16 protein-coding genes are annotated in these 14,875 nt (G+C 46.4%); 2 read left to right on the top strand and 14 right to left on the bottom strand.

The features are described from left to right. The first annotated feature begins 2 nt into the window (after nt 1-2). Complete coding sequence (locus tag DWZ38_RS05650; RefSeq protein ID WP_021926159.1) at nt 3-515, top strand: DUF4364 family protein; 513 nt, start codon at nt 3-5, stop codon at nt 513-515. A 24-nt stretch (nt 516-539) separates the two neighbouring features. Here the strand turns inward: DWZ38_RS05650 and DWZ38_RS05655 are convergent, their stop codons facing one another. The 11 genes from DWZ38_RS05655 to infC all read right to left on the bottom strand — a co-directional run bounded on the left by DWZ38_RS05655 (nt 540) and on the right by infC (nt 10,027). After that, complete coding sequence (locus DWZ38_RS05655; RefSeq protein ID WP_117850800.1) at nt 540-1,862, bottom strand: replication-associated recombination protein A; 1,323 nt, start codon at nt 1,860-1,862, stop codon at nt 540-542. Between the two features lie 106 nt (nt 1,863-1,968). After that, complete coding sequence (locus tag DWZ38_RS05660; RefSeq protein WP_243000166.1) at nt 1,969-2,727, bottom strand: polysaccharide deacetylase family protein; 759 nt, start codon at nt 2,725-2,727, stop codon at nt 1,969-1,971. Nucleotides 2,728-2,867: 140 nt separating this feature from the next. Beyond that, nucleotides 2,868-3,491: a cytidylate kinase-like family protein gene (locus DWZ38_RS05665; protein ID WP_021926162.1), complete on the bottom strand. Its 624-nt coding sequence runs from the start codon at nt 3,489-3,491 to the stop codon at nt 2,868-2,870. Between the two features lie 68 nt (nt 3,492-3,559). Then, the gene (locus DWZ38_RS05670; RefSeq protein WP_117850803.1) at nt 3,560-4,270 is read right to left on the bottom strand and encodes an ABC transporter ATP-binding protein; all 711 of its coding nucleotides are present in this window, start codon (nt 4,268-4,270) and stop codon (nt 3,560-3,562) included. A gap of 15 nt (nt 4,271-4,285) precedes the next feature. Beyond that, nucleotides 4,286-5,044, bottom strand: coding sequence for an ABC transporter ATP-binding protein (locus tag DWZ38_RS05675; protein ID WP_021926164.1), 759 nt, complete (start codon nt 5,042-5,044; stop codon nt 4,286-4,288). A 2-nt stretch (nt 5,045-5,046) separates the two neighbouring features. After that, the gene (locus DWZ38_RS05680; protein WP_117850924.1) at nt 5,047-6,120 is read right to left on the bottom strand and encodes a branched-chain amino acid ABC transporter permease; all 1,074 of its coding nucleotides are present in this window, start codon (nt 6,118-6,120) and stop codon (nt 5,047-5,049) included. A gap of 10 nt (nt 6,121-6,130) precedes the next feature. Further along, on the bottom strand, nt 6,131-7,015 hold the full coding sequence (locus DWZ38_RS05685; protein ID WP_117850805.1) for a branched-chain amino acid ABC transporter permease: 885 nt from the start codon (nt 7,013-7,015) through the stop codon (nt 6,131-6,133). Nucleotides 7,016-7,294: 279 nt separating this feature from the next. After that, the gene (locus tag DWZ38_RS05690; protein ID WP_117850808.1) at nt 7,295-8,455 is read right to left on the bottom strand and encodes an ABC transporter substrate-binding protein; all 1,161 of its coding nucleotides are present in this window, start codon (nt 8,453-8,455) and stop codon (nt 7,295-7,297) included. A gap of 393 nt (nt 8,456-8,848) precedes the next feature. Continuing rightward, on the bottom strand, nt 8,849-9,205 hold the full coding sequence (gene rplT / locus DWZ38_RS05695) for a 50S ribosomal protein L20 (protein WP_117850812.1): 357 nt from the start codon (nt 9,203-9,205) through the stop codon (nt 8,849-8,851). A gap of 40 nt (nt 9,206-9,245) precedes the next feature. After that, the gene (gene rpmI, locus DWZ38_RS05700; protein ID WP_117850817.1) at nt 9,246-9,443 is read right to left on the bottom strand and encodes a 50S ribosomal protein L35; all 198 of its coding nucleotides are present in this window, start codon (nt 9,441-9,443) and stop codon (nt 9,246-9,248) included. 89 nt (nt 9,444-9,532) lie between these two features. Then, entirely contained in the window at nt 9,533-10,027 is a 495-nt protein-coding gene (gene infC / locus DWZ38_RS05705) for a translation initiation factor IF-3 (RefSeq protein ID WP_117850820.1), read from the bottom strand. A gap of 442 nt (nt 10,028-10,469) precedes the next feature. On the opposite strand from infC, the gene DWZ38_RS05710 reads away from it, so the two are divergent. Beyond that, nucleotides 10,470-10,790, top strand: a complete 321-nt coding sequence (locus DWZ38_RS05710) for a DUF1540 domain-containing protein (protein ID WP_021925349.1) — start codon at nt 10,470-10,472, stop codon at nt 10,788-10,790. Between the two features lie 77 nt (nt 10,791-10,867). Here DWZ38_RS05710 and ftsZ read toward each other — a convergent pair whose 3' ends face one another. From ftsZ to murA, 3 genes are all read right to left on the bottom strand, one after another. Continuing rightward, the gene (gene ftsZ / locus DWZ38_RS05715) at nt 10,868-12,028 is read right to left on the bottom strand and encodes a cell division protein FtsZ (RefSeq protein WP_330385648.1); all 1,161 of its coding nucleotides are present in this window, start codon (nt 12,026-12,028) and stop codon (nt 10,868-10,870) included. A 363-nt stretch (nt 12,029-12,391) separates the two neighbouring features. Continuing rightward, nucleotides 12,392-13,468 (bottom strand): cell division protein FtsQ/DivIB, encoded by a 1,077-nt coding sequence (locus tag DWZ38_RS05720; RefSeq protein ID WP_117850825.1) that lies wholly within the window; start codon nt 13,466-13,468, stop codon nt 12,392-12,394. Between the two features lie 7 nt (nt 13,469-13,475). Further along, complete coding sequence (gene murA / locus DWZ38_RS05725; protein WP_117850828.1) at nt 13,476-14,735, bottom strand: UDP-N-acetylglucosamine 1-carboxyvinyltransferase; 1,260 nt, start codon at nt 14,733-14,735, stop codon at nt 13,476-13,478. Between the last annotated feature and the right edge of the window lie 140 nt (nt 14,736-14,875).

Genomic DNA, 14,875 nt, shown 5'->3' on the forward strand with positions numbered 1-14,875 from the left:
AAATGGCAACACCATTTACTGTTTACAAGCTGATCATTTTATATATGCTTCGAAATTCATCCTCTCCCATTACCAATTCCGAGATTTCTGAATTTATTCTGGACCGGGAATACACCAATTATTTCCATTTGCAGCAGGCTCTTTCCGAGCTTGAGGAGACGGAGCTGATCGAGAAGCGTACCATTTCCAATACTTCCTATTATTATCTCACTGAAGATGGCAAAAACACGCTTACCTATTTTGAGAATGATATTTCCCAGGACATCCGCACCGAGGTGCTGCAGTATTTAGCTGCCAGAGGTGCTTCCGCCAAGAACCAGGTTAAGGCTCCTGCGGACTACTACATCAATAACCAGGGGGAATATGTGGTGCACCTGCAGCTTTTGCAGAAGGGAGCTTCCGTGATTGATCTTTCTCTTGCGGCACCATCCCTTACGGCAGCCAAGGCAATGTGTAAGCAATGGCCGAAGAAATACGAAGAAATATATGCAAAAATAATGGAGGGGCTTCTGTAAAGCTCCTCCATTTTATCACCACTTCTACTGTTTATTTCTTCGTATAAATTCCATATGCTCTTTCAATTTCTTCTCATATCCCATATCGGACAACTCATAGAATTTCTCATCCTTAATTTCATCTGGAAGATACTGCTGCTGTACATAGTGATTCGGATAATCGTGGGCATACTTATAGCCGATTCCATGACCCAGCTTCTCATGCCCGCCATAGTGTGCATCCTGGAGATGTACAGGCACTGTGGTCTTGGTGCGCTTCACGCTGTTCATCGCTGCAAAGATCGCGTTCACAGCGGCGTTGCTCTTCGGCGCGCATGCCATATAAGCAGCAGCCTGGGAAAGGATGATCTGGGATTCCGGCATGCCTACCCGCTCTACTGCCTGCGCCGCAGCAGTTGCCACCACAAGGGCCTGGGGATCTGCATTTCCAATATCTTCGGAAGCAAGGATCATAATACGTCTTGCAATAAACTTCACATCTTCCCCTGCATACAGCATCTTCGCAAGATAATACACTGCAGCATCCGGGTCTGAGCCGCGCATGCTTTTGATAAATGCGGAAATAATGTCGTAATGGTTATCTCCGTTCTTATCATAGCGTACCACACGCTTCTGGATACACTCAGAAGCCACATCCAGTGTAATATGGATCTTGCCGTCATCAGACCTGGGAGTCGTCAGAATCCCCAGCTCTATGGCATTTAAAGCGCTTCTGGCATCTCCTCCTGCCATATCTGCAAGAAACTCCAGGGCATCCTCGTCCAGAACTGCTCCATAGCTTCCCATGCCTTTCTCTTTGTCATTGACAGCCCGAAGAATCAGTTCCTTAATCTCCGGAATTTCCAGCGCCTTCAGTTCGAACACAATAGACCGGGACAAAAGAGCCCCGTTTACCTCGAAATAAGGATTCTCTGTAGTCGCACCGATCAGGATAATGGTGCCATCCTCCACAAATGGCAGAAGATAATCCTGCTGTCCCTTATTGAAGCGGTGGATCTCATCGATAAAAAGGATGGTCTTCCTTCCGTACATGCCAAGGGCATTCTGAGCCTGCTTCACCACCTCTTCCATGTCCTTCTTGCCGGCTACAGTGGCATTGATCTGGGTAAAATCTGCGCTGGTGGTATTGGCGATGACCTTGGCAAGGGTGGTCTTGCCGGTTCCCGGAGGTCCGTAAAAAATAACAGAAGTCAGCTTATCTGCCTTAATTGCCCGGTAAAGCAGCTTATCCTTTCCTACAATGTGCTGCTGCCCTACAACTTCCTCCAGACGGGTAGGACGAAGCCTGGAAGCCAGCGGCGACTCATTCTCCATTGTCTTTGCTTTTGCATATTCAAATAAATCCATGTATTTTCTCCATTTTTTGTTTCTTACTCAGATGTATTATACCGCACATTTGTTCTAATTATAATCCATCTTCCCAATTTAGGCAAACCTTTTTCTTTGCATTTTCTCACGGCAGCACCAGTTCATCCACAGTCACAAACTCATACCCCTGTGCCGTCAGCAGATCCACGATCTGAAGGGCTGCATCCACAGAGCTCTGATATGCGTCGTGCATCAGAATCACCGCCCCGTCCTCAATCTCTGATTCCACGATCTGCATCACCGCATTCACATTCTGGCTTTTCCAGTCCAATGTGTCAATGTCCCAAAGAACCGGAAACATGTTCACATAAAAGTCCAGATTCTTCTGCCACTCCCCGTAAGGCGGACGAAGCCACATGGGATATTCTCCTGTGATATCGTAAATTTCCTGATTGGTGGCTTCGATTTCTGTTCGGGCTGCCTCCTTGGAGATTTTGCACAGCTCCACGTGGTTGTAGGTATGGTTCCCGATCAGATGTCCTTCTGCCTGCATCCGCTTCACCAGTTCTTCTTTTCCCTCTATATTTTTCCCCATAAGAAAAAAGGTGGCATGGACGCCTCTTTCTTTCAGTCCCTCCAGAAGCAGGGGCGTATACTTGCTGCTTGGACCATCATCGAAGGTCAGAGCTACCCTTTTCTTTTCCTGAACCAATCCCCGGTTCTGATCAAAATCTGCCTTCGCGTCTCCGTTTTTTGCTGCATTTGTCAGCTGTACGGCTTCCTCTCCCGCCGTTCCCGTCTCCCCTTCCTTTTCCAGAATAGCTCCAGCCCCCAGCCTTGCGCACAAAAGAACCAGAACCAGCCCCTGCACCCACATCACCAGATGCCCTGTTTTCTCTTTCATCTCTTCGCCGCCTGACATCTGTCTTTCCTGATAATATATGTGGATTTTCTTCAGACTATGAAAAGAGCACCGACAATTTCTTTTTTGAAAAAGCCGATGCTCTGTGATTCTTCTTATTTCAGTTTGCCCAAAGGAAGAACTTATTTGTTCTTCAACATGTTCAGCTGGTTCTCGATTTCCTCGATGCACTTGTCATAGCCAAGCTTGCTGCTGTCCAGGCACAGGTCATACTGGGTGGCATCCTTCCACTCCTGGCCTGTAAATCTGCGGTAGTACTCGTCCTTGCGCCTGTCATCCTTCTGAAGGAATTTCTCAATCTCCCTGGTACTCATGCTCAGCTTCTCAGCAGCTTTTTCCATACGGAAATCCCAGTTTGCATGAACAAATACGCGAAGTACATTTGGATAATCCTTCAGCACAAAATTAGCACATCTTCCGATGATCACGCAGGATTCCTTCTCCGCCAGCTCGCGGATCACTTTTGCCTGATAATTAAACAGGTTTTCATCAGAGGTAAAATCCTTGCTCTGAGGCGGAATCAGCTCTCCGCTGTAAATTCCTTTTTTGCCAAACAGCGGGCGTCTGGCACTTGTGTACTCGTCCACTCTTCCGAAAAGAGTCTCGTGAATACCGCTGTCCTCGGATGCTATGCGGATGATGTCCTTGTCGTAATATCCAATTCCTAATTTCTTCGCAAGCATTTCACCTACGGTACGTCCGCCGCTTCCGTACTGTCTTGCAATGGTAATTACGAAATTGTCCATATTTCTCCTCCTTATTATCCCGGCAAAGCTCCTTTTTGCTGCCTTGCCGGATTAATTTTCAAATGGATTTATTCTCCAAGATAAGCCTTCTGTACAGCCTCATCATTGAGCAGGTCGCTTGCTTTTCCACTCATGGTGATCTTGCCGGTCTCAAGGACATAAGCACGGTCTGCGATGGAAAGTGCCTTCTTGGCATTCTGCTCTACCAGAAGTACAGTGGTGCCGCCTTCGCTTACCACACGGATAATATCGAAAATTTCATTTACAAAAATCGGAGAAAGCCCCATGGAAGGCTCGTCCATTACGATCAGTCTTGGCTTGCTCATAAGGGCACGTCCCATGGCAAGCATCTGCTGCTCACCGCCGGAAAGAGTACCGGCGCGCTGTCCTTTACGCTCTTCCAGTCTTGGAAAACGCTTGTATACGCCGACAAGGCTCTCCTGGATCTCTGCCTTGTCCTTACGTGTATAAGCACCCATGATCAGGTTCTCATAAACACTTAAGTCTGCGAATACGCGGCGTCCTTCCGGAACATGTGCGATTCCCATCTCAACGATCTTATGTGCCGGAACTTTGGTAATATCTTTTCCTTCAAAAACAACGGAACCTTCTTTTGCGGAAAGAAGTCCGGTAAGAGTCTGCAGTGTAGTGGTTTTTCCTGCACCGTTGGCACCGATCAGGGCGATGACCTCTCCCTGATTTACCTCAAAGGAAATTCCTTTCAGAGCCTGAATTACACCATAATATACGTGTAAATCTTTTACTTCCAACATTGCCATTTCTATATTTCCTCCTTATTCGCCCAGATATGCAGTAACAACAGTCGGGTCTTTGAGAACCTTAGAGGTCTCGCCCTGACAGAGAACCTGTCCGAAGTTCAGTACGGTCAGCTCCTCGCAGATACCGCCAACCAGCTTCATATCATGCTCGATCAGCAGGATCGTCATGTTAAAATGGTCTCTTACAAAGCGAATGGTATCCATCAGCTCCTGTGTCTCATTGGGGTTCATACCTGCTGCAGGCTCATCCAGAAGAAGAAGCTTGGGATCTGTGGCAAGTGCTCTGGCGATCTCCAGCTTACGCTGTTTACCATAAGGGAGGTTTCCCGCAAGAAGCTCTGCTTCCTGATCCAGGTTAAACACCTTCAGGATCTCCATGGCACGCTCGTTCATTTCTTTTTCCACCTTGAAGTACTTTGGAAGTCTTAAGATTCCGGTAAGGGTGGAATATTTATGATGGTTGTGCAGGCCTGCCTTAACATTGTCCAGCACTGTCATATCCTTGAAAAGACGGATATTCTGGAAGGTACGGGCAATTCCTGCCTTGTTGATGTCGATAATGCTTTTTCCTGTAATGTCCTGTCCGTCCAGCTTGATGATTCCCTCATTAGGCTTGTATACACCTGTGAGAAGGTTGAATACCGTTGTTTTTCCGGCACCGTTTGGTCCGATCAGGCCGTACAGCTCGCCTTTCTCAATTTTCATATGAAAATTATCTACAGCGTGAAGACCGCCAAACTGGATGGAAAGATTGTTTACCTCTAACATTGCCATAATTAAGCCGCCTCCTTTTCTTTGCCATGACCTTTGATCTTCTCAACAATACGGCTTCTGAAATCTCTTGCAGCAGGAGCCCAGTTGAACAGCATCATTGCGATCATAACGATTGCATAGATCAGCATACGGTATGTGGAGAATCCACGAAGCAGCTCAGGAAGTGCATAAAGCACGATGGTTGCGAGAATGCTTCCGCGAAGATTTCCCATTCCTCCAAGGATGACATATACCAGAATGGTAATGGACATATTGTAATCGAAGATGGAAACCTTCAGCATGGAAAGGTTGTGGGCATAAAGCACGCCAGCCACTCCTGCAATTGCAGCGGAAATGGTAAATGCAAGCAGCTTGTTCTTTGTTACGTTGATACCGATGGACTCGGCTGCGATACGGTTGTCACGGGTTGAAGTGATAGCACGTCCGCTTCTGGAATTTACCAGGTTCTGGATTACGAAAAGCACGATCAGGATCAGGATCACGCCGATCAGGAAGAAATAATCCTTGATGTCTTTGTAAAGGGTGGAAGTTCCGGAAACTCCAAGGGCACCCTTGATGATCTGCTTTCCGCCTGGATCCAGCTTCAGGTTGGCTGCGCTTGTTGCAACATGAAGCCCTTTGTCATCTACGCCAACATAGAGAATGTTGATCAGGTTCTTGATGATCTCACCAAATGCCAGGGTTACGATAGCCAGATAGTCACCGCGAAGTCTCAGTACCGGAATACCGATGAGAACTCCAAAAACAGCAGCAACCACTGCACCTACCAGGATTGCAAGGATCAGTCTTGGAACAGACGGGATCAGATCACTGGTAACATGGGAAAATACAGCACTGGAATAAGCTCCAACGCACATAAAGCCAGCATGTCCAAGACTCAGCTCTCCGGAATAACCAACTACCAGGTTCAGGGAAAGGGAAGCGATGGTGTAAACGCAGATGGGAACCAGAAGTCCGGTAAGCAGTCGGGACAGGTTTCCGGTTGAGGAAAGGATCTGTACCACTGCGAAAATGGCGATTACCATGCCATATGTAATAAAGTTATTCTTTGTTGTTTTGTTCACTGTCTTTTTCATATCGGCCACCTCATACTTTCTCCTGGATGTTCTTGCCGAACAGTCCAGATGGTTTTACAAGCAGCACGACGATCAGAACTGCAAACACGATGGCGTCTGCAACCTGAGAAGAAATATATGCCTTACTGAAGATCTCGATAACTCCAAGAAGGATTCCTCCTACCATGGCTCCCGGGATAGATCCGATTCCGCCGAATACGGCTGCTACGAATGCCTTGATACCAGGCATGGCTCCTGTATATGGAGTCAGAGTCGGATATGCAGAACAAAGCAGAAGGCCTGCGATTGCGGCAAGTCCGGAACCGATTGCGAAAGTAAGGGAAATGGTTGCGTTTACATTGACACCCATCAGCTGTGCAGCGTCGCGGTCCTCAGAGACAGCCTGCATGGCACGTCCTGGTTTGGTTTTCTTTACGAAAAGCTGAAGGCCGACCATAATTACGATACATACAAGGATAGTTACGATGGTAACACCTTTGACGGTAAGCTGTCCGCCGAAAAGTACCAGTGACGGAACATTGATAACCGGAACGAAACTCTTGGCATCTGCGCCGAAGATCAGAAGGGCCAGGTTCTGAAGCAGATAGCTGACACCGATGGCGGTGATCAGAACTGCCAGGTTGGATGATGCTTTACGAAGAGGTCTGTAGGCAACTGCCTCAATTACAACACCTGCTGCGGTACAGATCACTACGGAAAGGATGATTGCCAAAATTGGTGACATATTGGCTTTGGTGACTGCTGTCAGGATTACAAATGCTCCAACCATGATAACGTCGCCATGTGCGAAATTCAGCATTTTTGCAATACCATATACCATTGTATAGCCCAGGGCGATGATGGCGTAGATACTGCCCAGGCTGATACCATCTTTTAAATAGGATATAAAACTCATAATGCACCTCTTAACTGGATTTTTTCCATGAGCGTGTTTGAAAATTCATTCCCGTTCTTTTTCCACTGTAATCTTTTTATGTTGCCTCGAATTTGAAAAAGCGGAAGTAAATTTTCAGACACGCTCCAGTTATTTTGTAAGTTATTTTTCATAGTGCAAAGAAGGAGACGGACCCACAGGTAACCGTCTCCCCTTTGCTAACGGCCATCCCCTGCGCAATCAGGGAAATGGTTAAGACTCTGCCGGCTGCCCGGCATATTGTCCTGTATTCTTATGAAATTACTCCATAGAAGCGTAAACGCCGTCTTTGATCACATAAGCCTTAGGAGCTTTATCGCACTCGCCGTCCTCTGTCCATTTAGCTTCTCCTGTAAGACCGTTTACAGTGATGTTCAGCATGGAAGCGGAAAGAGCTGCGCTGATGTCCTCGTTGGACATATCCGGTGTAATACCAGCATCATCTGCTGCTGCTTTCATAGCGTAAAGTACATCATATGCATCTGCTGCGAACTGGTTTGGTGTCTCACCGTTGTTCGCATCGCCGTATGCTTTTACGAAGTTTACAGTTGCCTCATCCTCGCCTGTTGCGGAGAATGGTGTCAGAAGCATAACGCCTTCTGCAAGGGATGTATCGAAGTTCTCAACGTTCAGGATACCGTCCATACCGTCAACACCGAAGATCTTCATGTCAAGACCAAGGTCATGAGCCTGCTGAAGGATCAGTGCGTTGTCTGAGTAGTAGTTCGGCAGGAACAGAAGCTCTGCGCCGCTGTCTTTGATCTTGCCAAGCTGTACGGAGAAGTCTGTGTTGTTGTCTGTTGTGTAAGCTTCATCAGCTACAACCTCAAGGCCGTAGTCACCGCATGCTGCAACGAATGCATCATGTACACCGGAGTTGTAGTCAGCCATGGAATCATAAAGAGTTGCTACCTTTGTAGCAAGTCCGTTCTCGGAGATGTACTCAGCAGATTTGGTTCCCTGCATCGGGTCTGTGAAGCACATACGGAACTCATTGTCACCAGCTGTGATGCTGTCTACTGCTGTTGCAGATGGTGTGAAGAGGAATGTGCTGTCAGCTGCCTCTGCACCTACTGCGATACAAGCACCGGAAGTAACGGTACCGCAAAGCATCTGCATACCCTTGTCAAGAAGGTCGTTGTATGCATTAACAGCTTTCTCCGGATCTCCCTGATCATCGCCGGCATCAAGAATCTCTACCTGATATCCGTTGAATCCGCCGTTTGCATTGATCTCATCTGCTGCAATCTTCGCTGCGTTATATACGCCATTACCATACTGTGCATAGTCTCCTGTCATAGGTCCGATGACACCAATCTTGAAGGTTTCCTCGCTCTCTGCAAATACGGATACAGGTGTTACAGTGGATACTGCCATTGCTGCGGCTGCAGTAATGCTGAGTACTTTTTTCAGATTTCTCATAATAAATCTCCTCCTTAATTTATGTAAGAGTTTCTGTCATCTCGCCTTCCGATAAGTCTACCACCAACGGATAATAGAAAAGCCCACTGGTGGTTTCCCAGCCGGCTTTGGCTTCCATAACTTCTTCTCTTTACCACTTTAATGTTATGATTATAGCATCCTGCTTTTTTGATTGCAAGAGAAAATTTTATAATTTTTTAAGAATTAGAGAGGAAAAATCCGTTAAATTAACCAAAATACGCCATTTTTGTTATTTCTGCGGCGCACAAACGTGCGCTGTCAAGCACACATAAATATTTTTTGTATTATTTTGTTTTAAATAGCAGTTCTAAATTTCTGTATAAAAAAGGGAGATGGTTTCCCATCTCCCGTAAAAGTATCTTCTTAATGTAATTAAGCGATTGCTTTCTTAGCGATCTCAGCAAGTGCTGCGAATCCCTGAGCATCGTTTACAGCCATCTCAGCAAGCATCTTTCTGTTGATGTCGATGTTTGCAACTTTAAGGCCGTGCATCATTTTGCTGTAGGATAATCCGTTCATTCTTGCAGCAGCGTTGATACGTGCGATCCAGAGCTGTCTGAACTGACGTTTCTTCTGCTTTCTTCCAGCATAAGAGCTGGTAAGTGCACGCATAACAGACTGTTTTGCTACTCTATACTGTTTGGAACGAGCTCCTCTGTAGCCCTTTGCCAGTTTTAATACACGATTATGTTTTTTCTTTGCGTTTAATCCGCCTTTAATTCTTGCCATTTCTTATTTTCCTCCTGTTCGTCTTCTTCTATGCTATATCTTATAAATACGGTAATGCTTTCTTCATGCTCTTAACATTAGTAGAATCAACAACAGTAGCTTTTCTAAGATTTCTCTTTCTCTTCTGAGATTTCTTTGTTAAGATATGGCTCTTGTAAGCTTTATTTCTTACTAATTTTCCTGTTCCTGTTTTTTTGAAGCGCTTTGCTGCTGCTCTACAAGTTTTAATTTTTGGCATTGTAATTTCCTCCTTAATATCGTATCTATTTAATGTCCCTCATCCAGCCTGGCCGAACCCTTCCGGTCTCTCCAAATGAATGCAACATCCTAGTGTTTCTGTGCTAAAAACATTGTCATGCTTCTGCCTTCTACCTTAGCTGCCTTCTCAACTACGGCAACGTCCTTCAGCATCTCGGCAAAATCATCCAGAACATGCTTGCTGCTTGACATGTGTGCCATCTCTCTTCCGCGGAAGCGAAGTGTTACTTTAACTCTGTCGCCCTTGGTAAGGAATTTGCGTGCCGCCCCAGCCTTTGTGTTCAGGTCATTGGTATCAATATTTGGTGAAAGACGCACTTCTTTGACATCGATGGTCTTCTGCTTCTTCTTGGCTTCTTTTTCTTTTCTGGCAAGTTCGTAGCGATATTTACCATAGTCAATGATTTTGCATACCGGCGGCTTTGCCTGTGGGGCAATCTTTACTAAATCAAGCTCTGCCTCCTGAGCCTTGGCCATAGCTTCTCTTGCGGACATGATTCCAAGCTGTTCTCCGTCCGGACCAATTAAGCGTACCTCTTTGTCTCTGATTTGTTCGTTGATCATTAAATTGCTAATTGTTGTGCACCTCCATACCTGATAGATGATCTGTTCTGTTCCAGTTTCTAACCCCTGGACTCTCATTCCCCTTCGCAGGAAATTCCTGCCTCATACATGACTTCCTGTTCTTATGCTTCCTCAAACATAAAAAAAGTGCGGACAGAATCCACACTTCTCCTATTACACCCGCGAACTAAGTCACGCGCTGCTGTGCAATATGAACCCGAGCCGCATCTAAATGTGCGCTGAGGTGAGAGTGAACTCTGCTTTCTTTTCATCACGTACTGTTGAATAATACCATGTCTTTTCTTGAAAGTCAAGATATTTTTCTTATTTTTTCACATATTTTTTATTCCAAATAATGTAAGGAGCAACAGGTATATTTTGAATAATTCCGGAAAAACTAAAAATGTTTCATAACACAATCATTACTATCAGGAGGCAAACTATGACTATTTTAAAATGTTCCGCAACAACCTGTGCCTACAACGAGGATATGCTCTGTTCCAGAGGCGAAATTGATATGATGGGGGAAAGTGCCCATAGTGCTGAAGAAACCTGCTGCGGCAGTTTTCGGGAAAAAGGCCAGGGTACTATGAACAGTGCAAAAAATGGCTGTGGCTGCGAAACCATCCAGATTGACTGTAAAGCCTGCGGCTGCACCTACAATGACAAGTGTAAATGTACTGCCGCTTCCATTAATGTAGATGGAAATGATGCCAGAAAATGTGATGAAACAAAGTGCAGCACTTTCCAGTGCGAATACTAAAAGCAGTAATTCAAATTTCCTGCTGCAGGTAAAAAAGCCTCCGCATATACATGCGGAGGTCTTTTGTCTGCAATAAATTATCTGTTTCTTAAGAAATCCGGAATCTGGATATCTTTCTTCTGAACAGTGCTGGATGGTGTCTTCGCTGTGAATGGTGTCGCATTCATAGTAGGCATGCTGAAGCTAGGCATGTTCAGGTTCACGCCGGCAGATGCTGTGGAAGCCGGTCTCTTGTTGGAAAATACGGAATTGCTTGCCTTGCTTCCAAATGGGTTGTTGGCCTGTGCATTGTCTGTAAGACCTGTAGCAATAACTGTGATTCTTGCATAATCAGCAACAGAGTCATCATACATAGCACCGAAGATGATGTTTGCATCCTCACCAGTAAGCTCCTGTACATAGCTTGCTGCATCGTTTGCATCCATAAGGGAGATATCACCGGAAATGTTGATGATAACATGTGTAGCACCCTTGATGGTAGTCTCAAGCAGCGGAGAAGAAACTGCCTGCTGAACAGCCTCCATAGCCTTGTCATCGCCTCTTGCCTCACCGATACCGATGTGAGCGATTCCCTTATCTGTCATAACAGTCTGTACATCAGCAAAGTCGAGGTTGATAAGAGCCGGCAGATTGATCAGGTCTGTGATGCCCTGAACGGCCTGCTGCAGAACCTCGTCTGCCTTTCTCAGTGCTTCCGGCATAGTAGTACGGCGGTCCACGATCTCCAGTAATTTATCATTCGGGATCACGATCAGTGTATCAACTGCTTTCTTCAGGTTCTCGATACCTGCAAGGGCATTGTTCATACGTGTCTTCGCTTCAAAACGGAAAGGCTTGGTCACAACACCTACAGTGAGGATACCCATTTCCTTCGCTGCTGCTGCGATAACCGGTGCAGCACCTGTACCGGTTCCACCGCCCATACCGCAGGTAACGAATACCATGTCAGCACCTTCGATGATCTGCTTTACTTCCTCAATGCTTTCTTCTGCTGCTTTCTGTCCAACCTCAGGCTGTGCTCCTGCACCAAGACCTTTGGTAATCTTCTCACCGATCTGAAGTACAGTTGGAGCTTTACACAGAGTCAGAGCCTGCTTATCTGTATTAACTCCTACAAACTCTACCCCGCCGATGGCTTCCTCAACCATTCTGTTGACTGCGTTATTTCCGGCGCCGCCTACTCCGATTACAATAATCTTTGCAGAGGATTCCGCCTCATTTGACATTATCTCTAACAATGTACTTCCTCCTTTATTTCTACCTTATATCCTTTATCTCTAATCTTAGTCAATATACATGATACCAGTGTCAAAAGATCAAAAAGCTGTTCATGCTTGCACGATAAGGCTTTTGAGCTTGGGACACGCCAAATATGAGAAAGCAGCGATTTACATAGTAAATCAGCGGATTTCGAATATTTGAAGAATTGTGGGAGCAGCATAGCTGCGGAACAATCCGGGTATCAAATGAGTGGCAAAATTCATTTTGACACTCATCTCATATACATACCAAGCTGCATATAGCTATATCATATATTTTTTTTAGGAATTTATCAACCACTAATTTTGTTTTTTTACACTTTTTTCTCGAAAATTGAAAGATTACTCTTCATAATCGTCCTCTTCCTGGTCATCCCAGTTGGATTCTTCCGTATAATCTTCCTCGTCGCTGGTGTCATTTGGATTAGGACCTACGTAATTTCCATCCTTGTCAAGCTGTCCGTATCCGGTGTAGCTGCCGTCCTCCATATAGCCGCCCAGCCAGTCACCGTTTGCCGCAATGCTTTCCTCGGTAGGCTTTGGACCTACGTAATTCATATTGGCATCATACTCGCCCTCGCCGGTATAGTCCCCCTCTTCGTCATAGCCGCCGTGCCAGTTCGCGATCGCATTCTCATAGGCACTAGTGGTGTCAATACTCGTCGTGGTATCTTCCTCGTCCATTTCTCGCTCAAAGGTGATGAGCTTGGAAGAATCCGTTACATTCTCCATGTGAAGGATTCCTTTTTCCCCGGAAAGCTTTGGCAGGATCGCGCTTACCCGGATCATCTTGTCCTCCAGGTACTCGTCCTTTCCCAACATAACCTGCACATCGCCGTAGGTCAGGGTGATCTGATAGCTGCTGTCAAACTCTATGTGATCTGGGATTACGTCATTTTTCTGGAAAATGGTGGAAAGCGCCACTGCAGTAGTCAGAACCGAACTTCCCTTGATTGGAAGCTTCTCCCCCTGGATCACATGGCTTACCTGGATCCCGTCAAAAAAAGGAACCAGCTCGTCCCGTGTGTGGGAACTCTCAATAAAAATACCATTGCGGTCAAAATACACGTAGCTGTCCAGATAGGGAATGCATCCCACTGCCTTCTTCTCCCGGACACTGATGCAGATGCTGTTATGGGAAAGGCGGGTAATGTTAAAGCCCTCTACAAACGGCACATCCTCCACATCCACCCTGGAATGAAGAAGCACAGCAAGAACAGAGTTATCTGTAAATGCACCCTGCAGAGCCATGCTTTTTACTTCCTCATCGGAATAACGGGCAGTTCCCATTACTTCCACTTTGCTTACATGAAAATAAGAAAAGAAAAAAACAAGGCCTGCCAGCAAAACTGCTCCCAGGGTACAAAAAATCATTTTCTTATGTTTTTTGTCAATCAGATTCTTTTTGAATAATTTCATAATCCTGTTATTCCTGTATCCTTTTTACTGCCGCACCTAACTGCTCAAGATCCTGGCAAATATGCTCATATCCCCTTCGCACAAAAGAATAGCCTTCCAGAACCGTGGTTCCGGCCGCCACCAGTGCTGCCAGTATCAGCGCTGCACCGCCTCTTAATTCCTGTGCTCTTACAAAGGTGCCGGTAAGGGGCTTCCCGCCCTGGATCAGAGCGTCTCTTCCCAGAATCCGGATGTCTGCTCCCATACGCACCAGTTCCGGCGCTGCCTTGTAGCGGTCCTCAAAAATAGCTTCCCGAATAAGGCTTGTGCCTTCCACAGTGGCCAGAACCGCCATCAGAGGAGACTGCAGGTCTGTGGGAAAGCCCGGATATACGCCTGTTTCCAGAAATGCTACGGGGCTGTGAACATTTTTTCCATTGACTAACAGTTTACCACCGATGCCGCTATATTGTCCACCTATTTTCCGATATACTTCCAGAAAGGAATCAAGTTCCCCCTCCGGCGGACCGGTCAGGGTGATCTCACTTCTTGTAATGGCAGCCGCACAGATATAGGTTCCTGCCACAATCCGGTCCGGCGGCACCCAACTGCTGCCTCCCCTCAGGCCTTCCACTCCACTGACACAGATTCGCCCGGTACCGTCCCCTGTAATCTGCGCGCCCATGGTACGAAGATAATGACAAAGCCAGCTGATTTCCGGCTCGCAGGCACAGTTTTCCAGAACCGTTTCTCCCTTTGCCAGCACTGCCCCCAGAATTCCCTGCTGGGTGGCTCCCACACTTCTTTTTGGAAAAGAGAACTCTGTTCCCTTCATTCTTTCACACTCTGCGCTTAACTGCCCTGCCACTTCCTGTATCCTGGCCCCAAGACTTTCCAGAACCAGAAGATGCATGTCAATGGGGCGTTTTCCGATCACGCATCCCCCCGGATAGCCAAGACTGCCTTTTTTATTTCTTCCAAGAAGTGCCCCCAGAAGGATCACAGAAGACCGCATTCTCCCTGTGAAGGAAAATGGGACCTCTGTTTTGTCCGCTTTGGTGCAGTCCAGATACAGATCGTGGTCCTCCCACCAGGTTACAGCCCCCAGATTCTGCAGGATTTCTTCCATGCAAAATACATCCGCAATTCTCGGACAGCCTTTCAGTACGCTCACTCCCCGGTGTAAAAGAGAAGCCGCCATCATAGGCAGCGCTGCATTTTTGGAGCCCTGTATCTGAACATTTCCCTTCAGCTTGTGTCCCCCTTCAATGAAAATCCGGTCATTCAAGCCATTCACTCCTAAAGGGCCTCTTACCTTTTATTGTATGCAGTTTTCTTAATCTGGTGATAAAATCAGACGTTACTGTTCACTCCGTTCACAGCAACGCGCTTCGCGATGCACAGAAATCATGCATTCGCATGATTTCG

The sequence above is a fragment of the Ruminococcus sp. AF31-8BH genome (assembly GCF_003460605.1).
Classification (GTDB): Bacteria; Bacillota; Clostridia; order Lachnospirales; family Lachnospiraceae; genus Blautia_A; species Blautia_A acetigignens.

What these genes read in the sequence shown, in the direction of transcription:
- DWZ38_RS05720 (WP_117850825.1), bottom strand. Translation starts at nt 13,468, where the DNA reads ATGAAATTATTCAAAAAGAATCTGATTGACAAAAAACATAAGAAAATG.
- DWZ38_RS05675 (WP_021926164.1), bottom strand. Translation starts at nt 5,044, where the DNA reads ATGGCAATGTTAGAGGTAAACAATCTTTCCATCCAGTTTGGCGGTCTT.
- rpmI (WP_117850817.1), bottom strand. Translation starts at nt 9,443, where the DNA reads ATGCCAAAAATTAAAACTTGTAGAGCAGCAGCAAAGCGCTTCAAAAAA.
- infC (WP_117850820.1), bottom strand. Translation starts at nt 10,027, where the DNA reads ATGATCAACGAACAAATCAGAGACAAAGAGGTACGCTTAATTGGTCCG.
- DWZ38_RS05665 (WP_021926162.1), bottom strand. Translation starts at nt 3,491, where the DNA reads ATGGACAATTTCGTAATTACCATTGCAAGACAGTACGGAAGCGGCGGA.
- DWZ38_RS05660 (WP_243000166.1), bottom strand. Translation starts at nt 2,727, where the DNA reads ATGAAAGAGAAAACAGGGCATCTGGTGATGTGGGTGCAGGGGCTGGTT.
- DWZ38_RS05710 (WP_021925349.1), top strand. Translation starts at nt 10,470, where the DNA reads ATGACTATTTTAAAATGTTCCGCAACAACCTGTGCCTACAACGAGGAT.
- DWZ38_RS05685 (WP_117850805.1), bottom strand. Translation starts at nt 7,015, where the DNA reads ATGAGTTTTATATCCTATTTAAAAGATGGTATCAGCCTGGGCAGTATC.
- DWZ38_RS05690 (WP_117850808.1), bottom strand. Translation starts at nt 8,455, where the DNA reads ATGAGAAATCTGAAAAAAGTACTCAGCATTACTGCAGCCGCAGCAATG.
- DWZ38_RS05650 (WP_021926159.1), top strand. Translation starts at nt 3, where the DNA reads ATGGCAACACCATTTACTGTTTACAAGCTGATCATTTTATATATGCTT.
- DWZ38_RS05680 (WP_117850924.1), bottom strand. Translation starts at nt 6,120, where the DNA reads ATGAAAAAGACAGTGAACAAAACAACAAAGAATAACTTTATTACATAT.
- rplT (WP_117850812.1), bottom strand. Translation starts at nt 9,205, where the DNA reads ATGGCAAGAATTAAAGGCGGATTAAACGCAAAGAAAAAACATAATCGT.
- DWZ38_RS05655 (WP_117850800.1), bottom strand. Translation starts at nt 1,862, where the DNA reads ATGGATTTATTTGAATATGCAAAAGCAAAGACAATGGAGAATGAGTCG.
- DWZ38_RS05670 (WP_117850803.1), bottom strand. Translation starts at nt 4,270, where the DNA reads ATGGCAATGTTGGAAGTAAAAGATTTACACGTATATTATGGTGTAATT.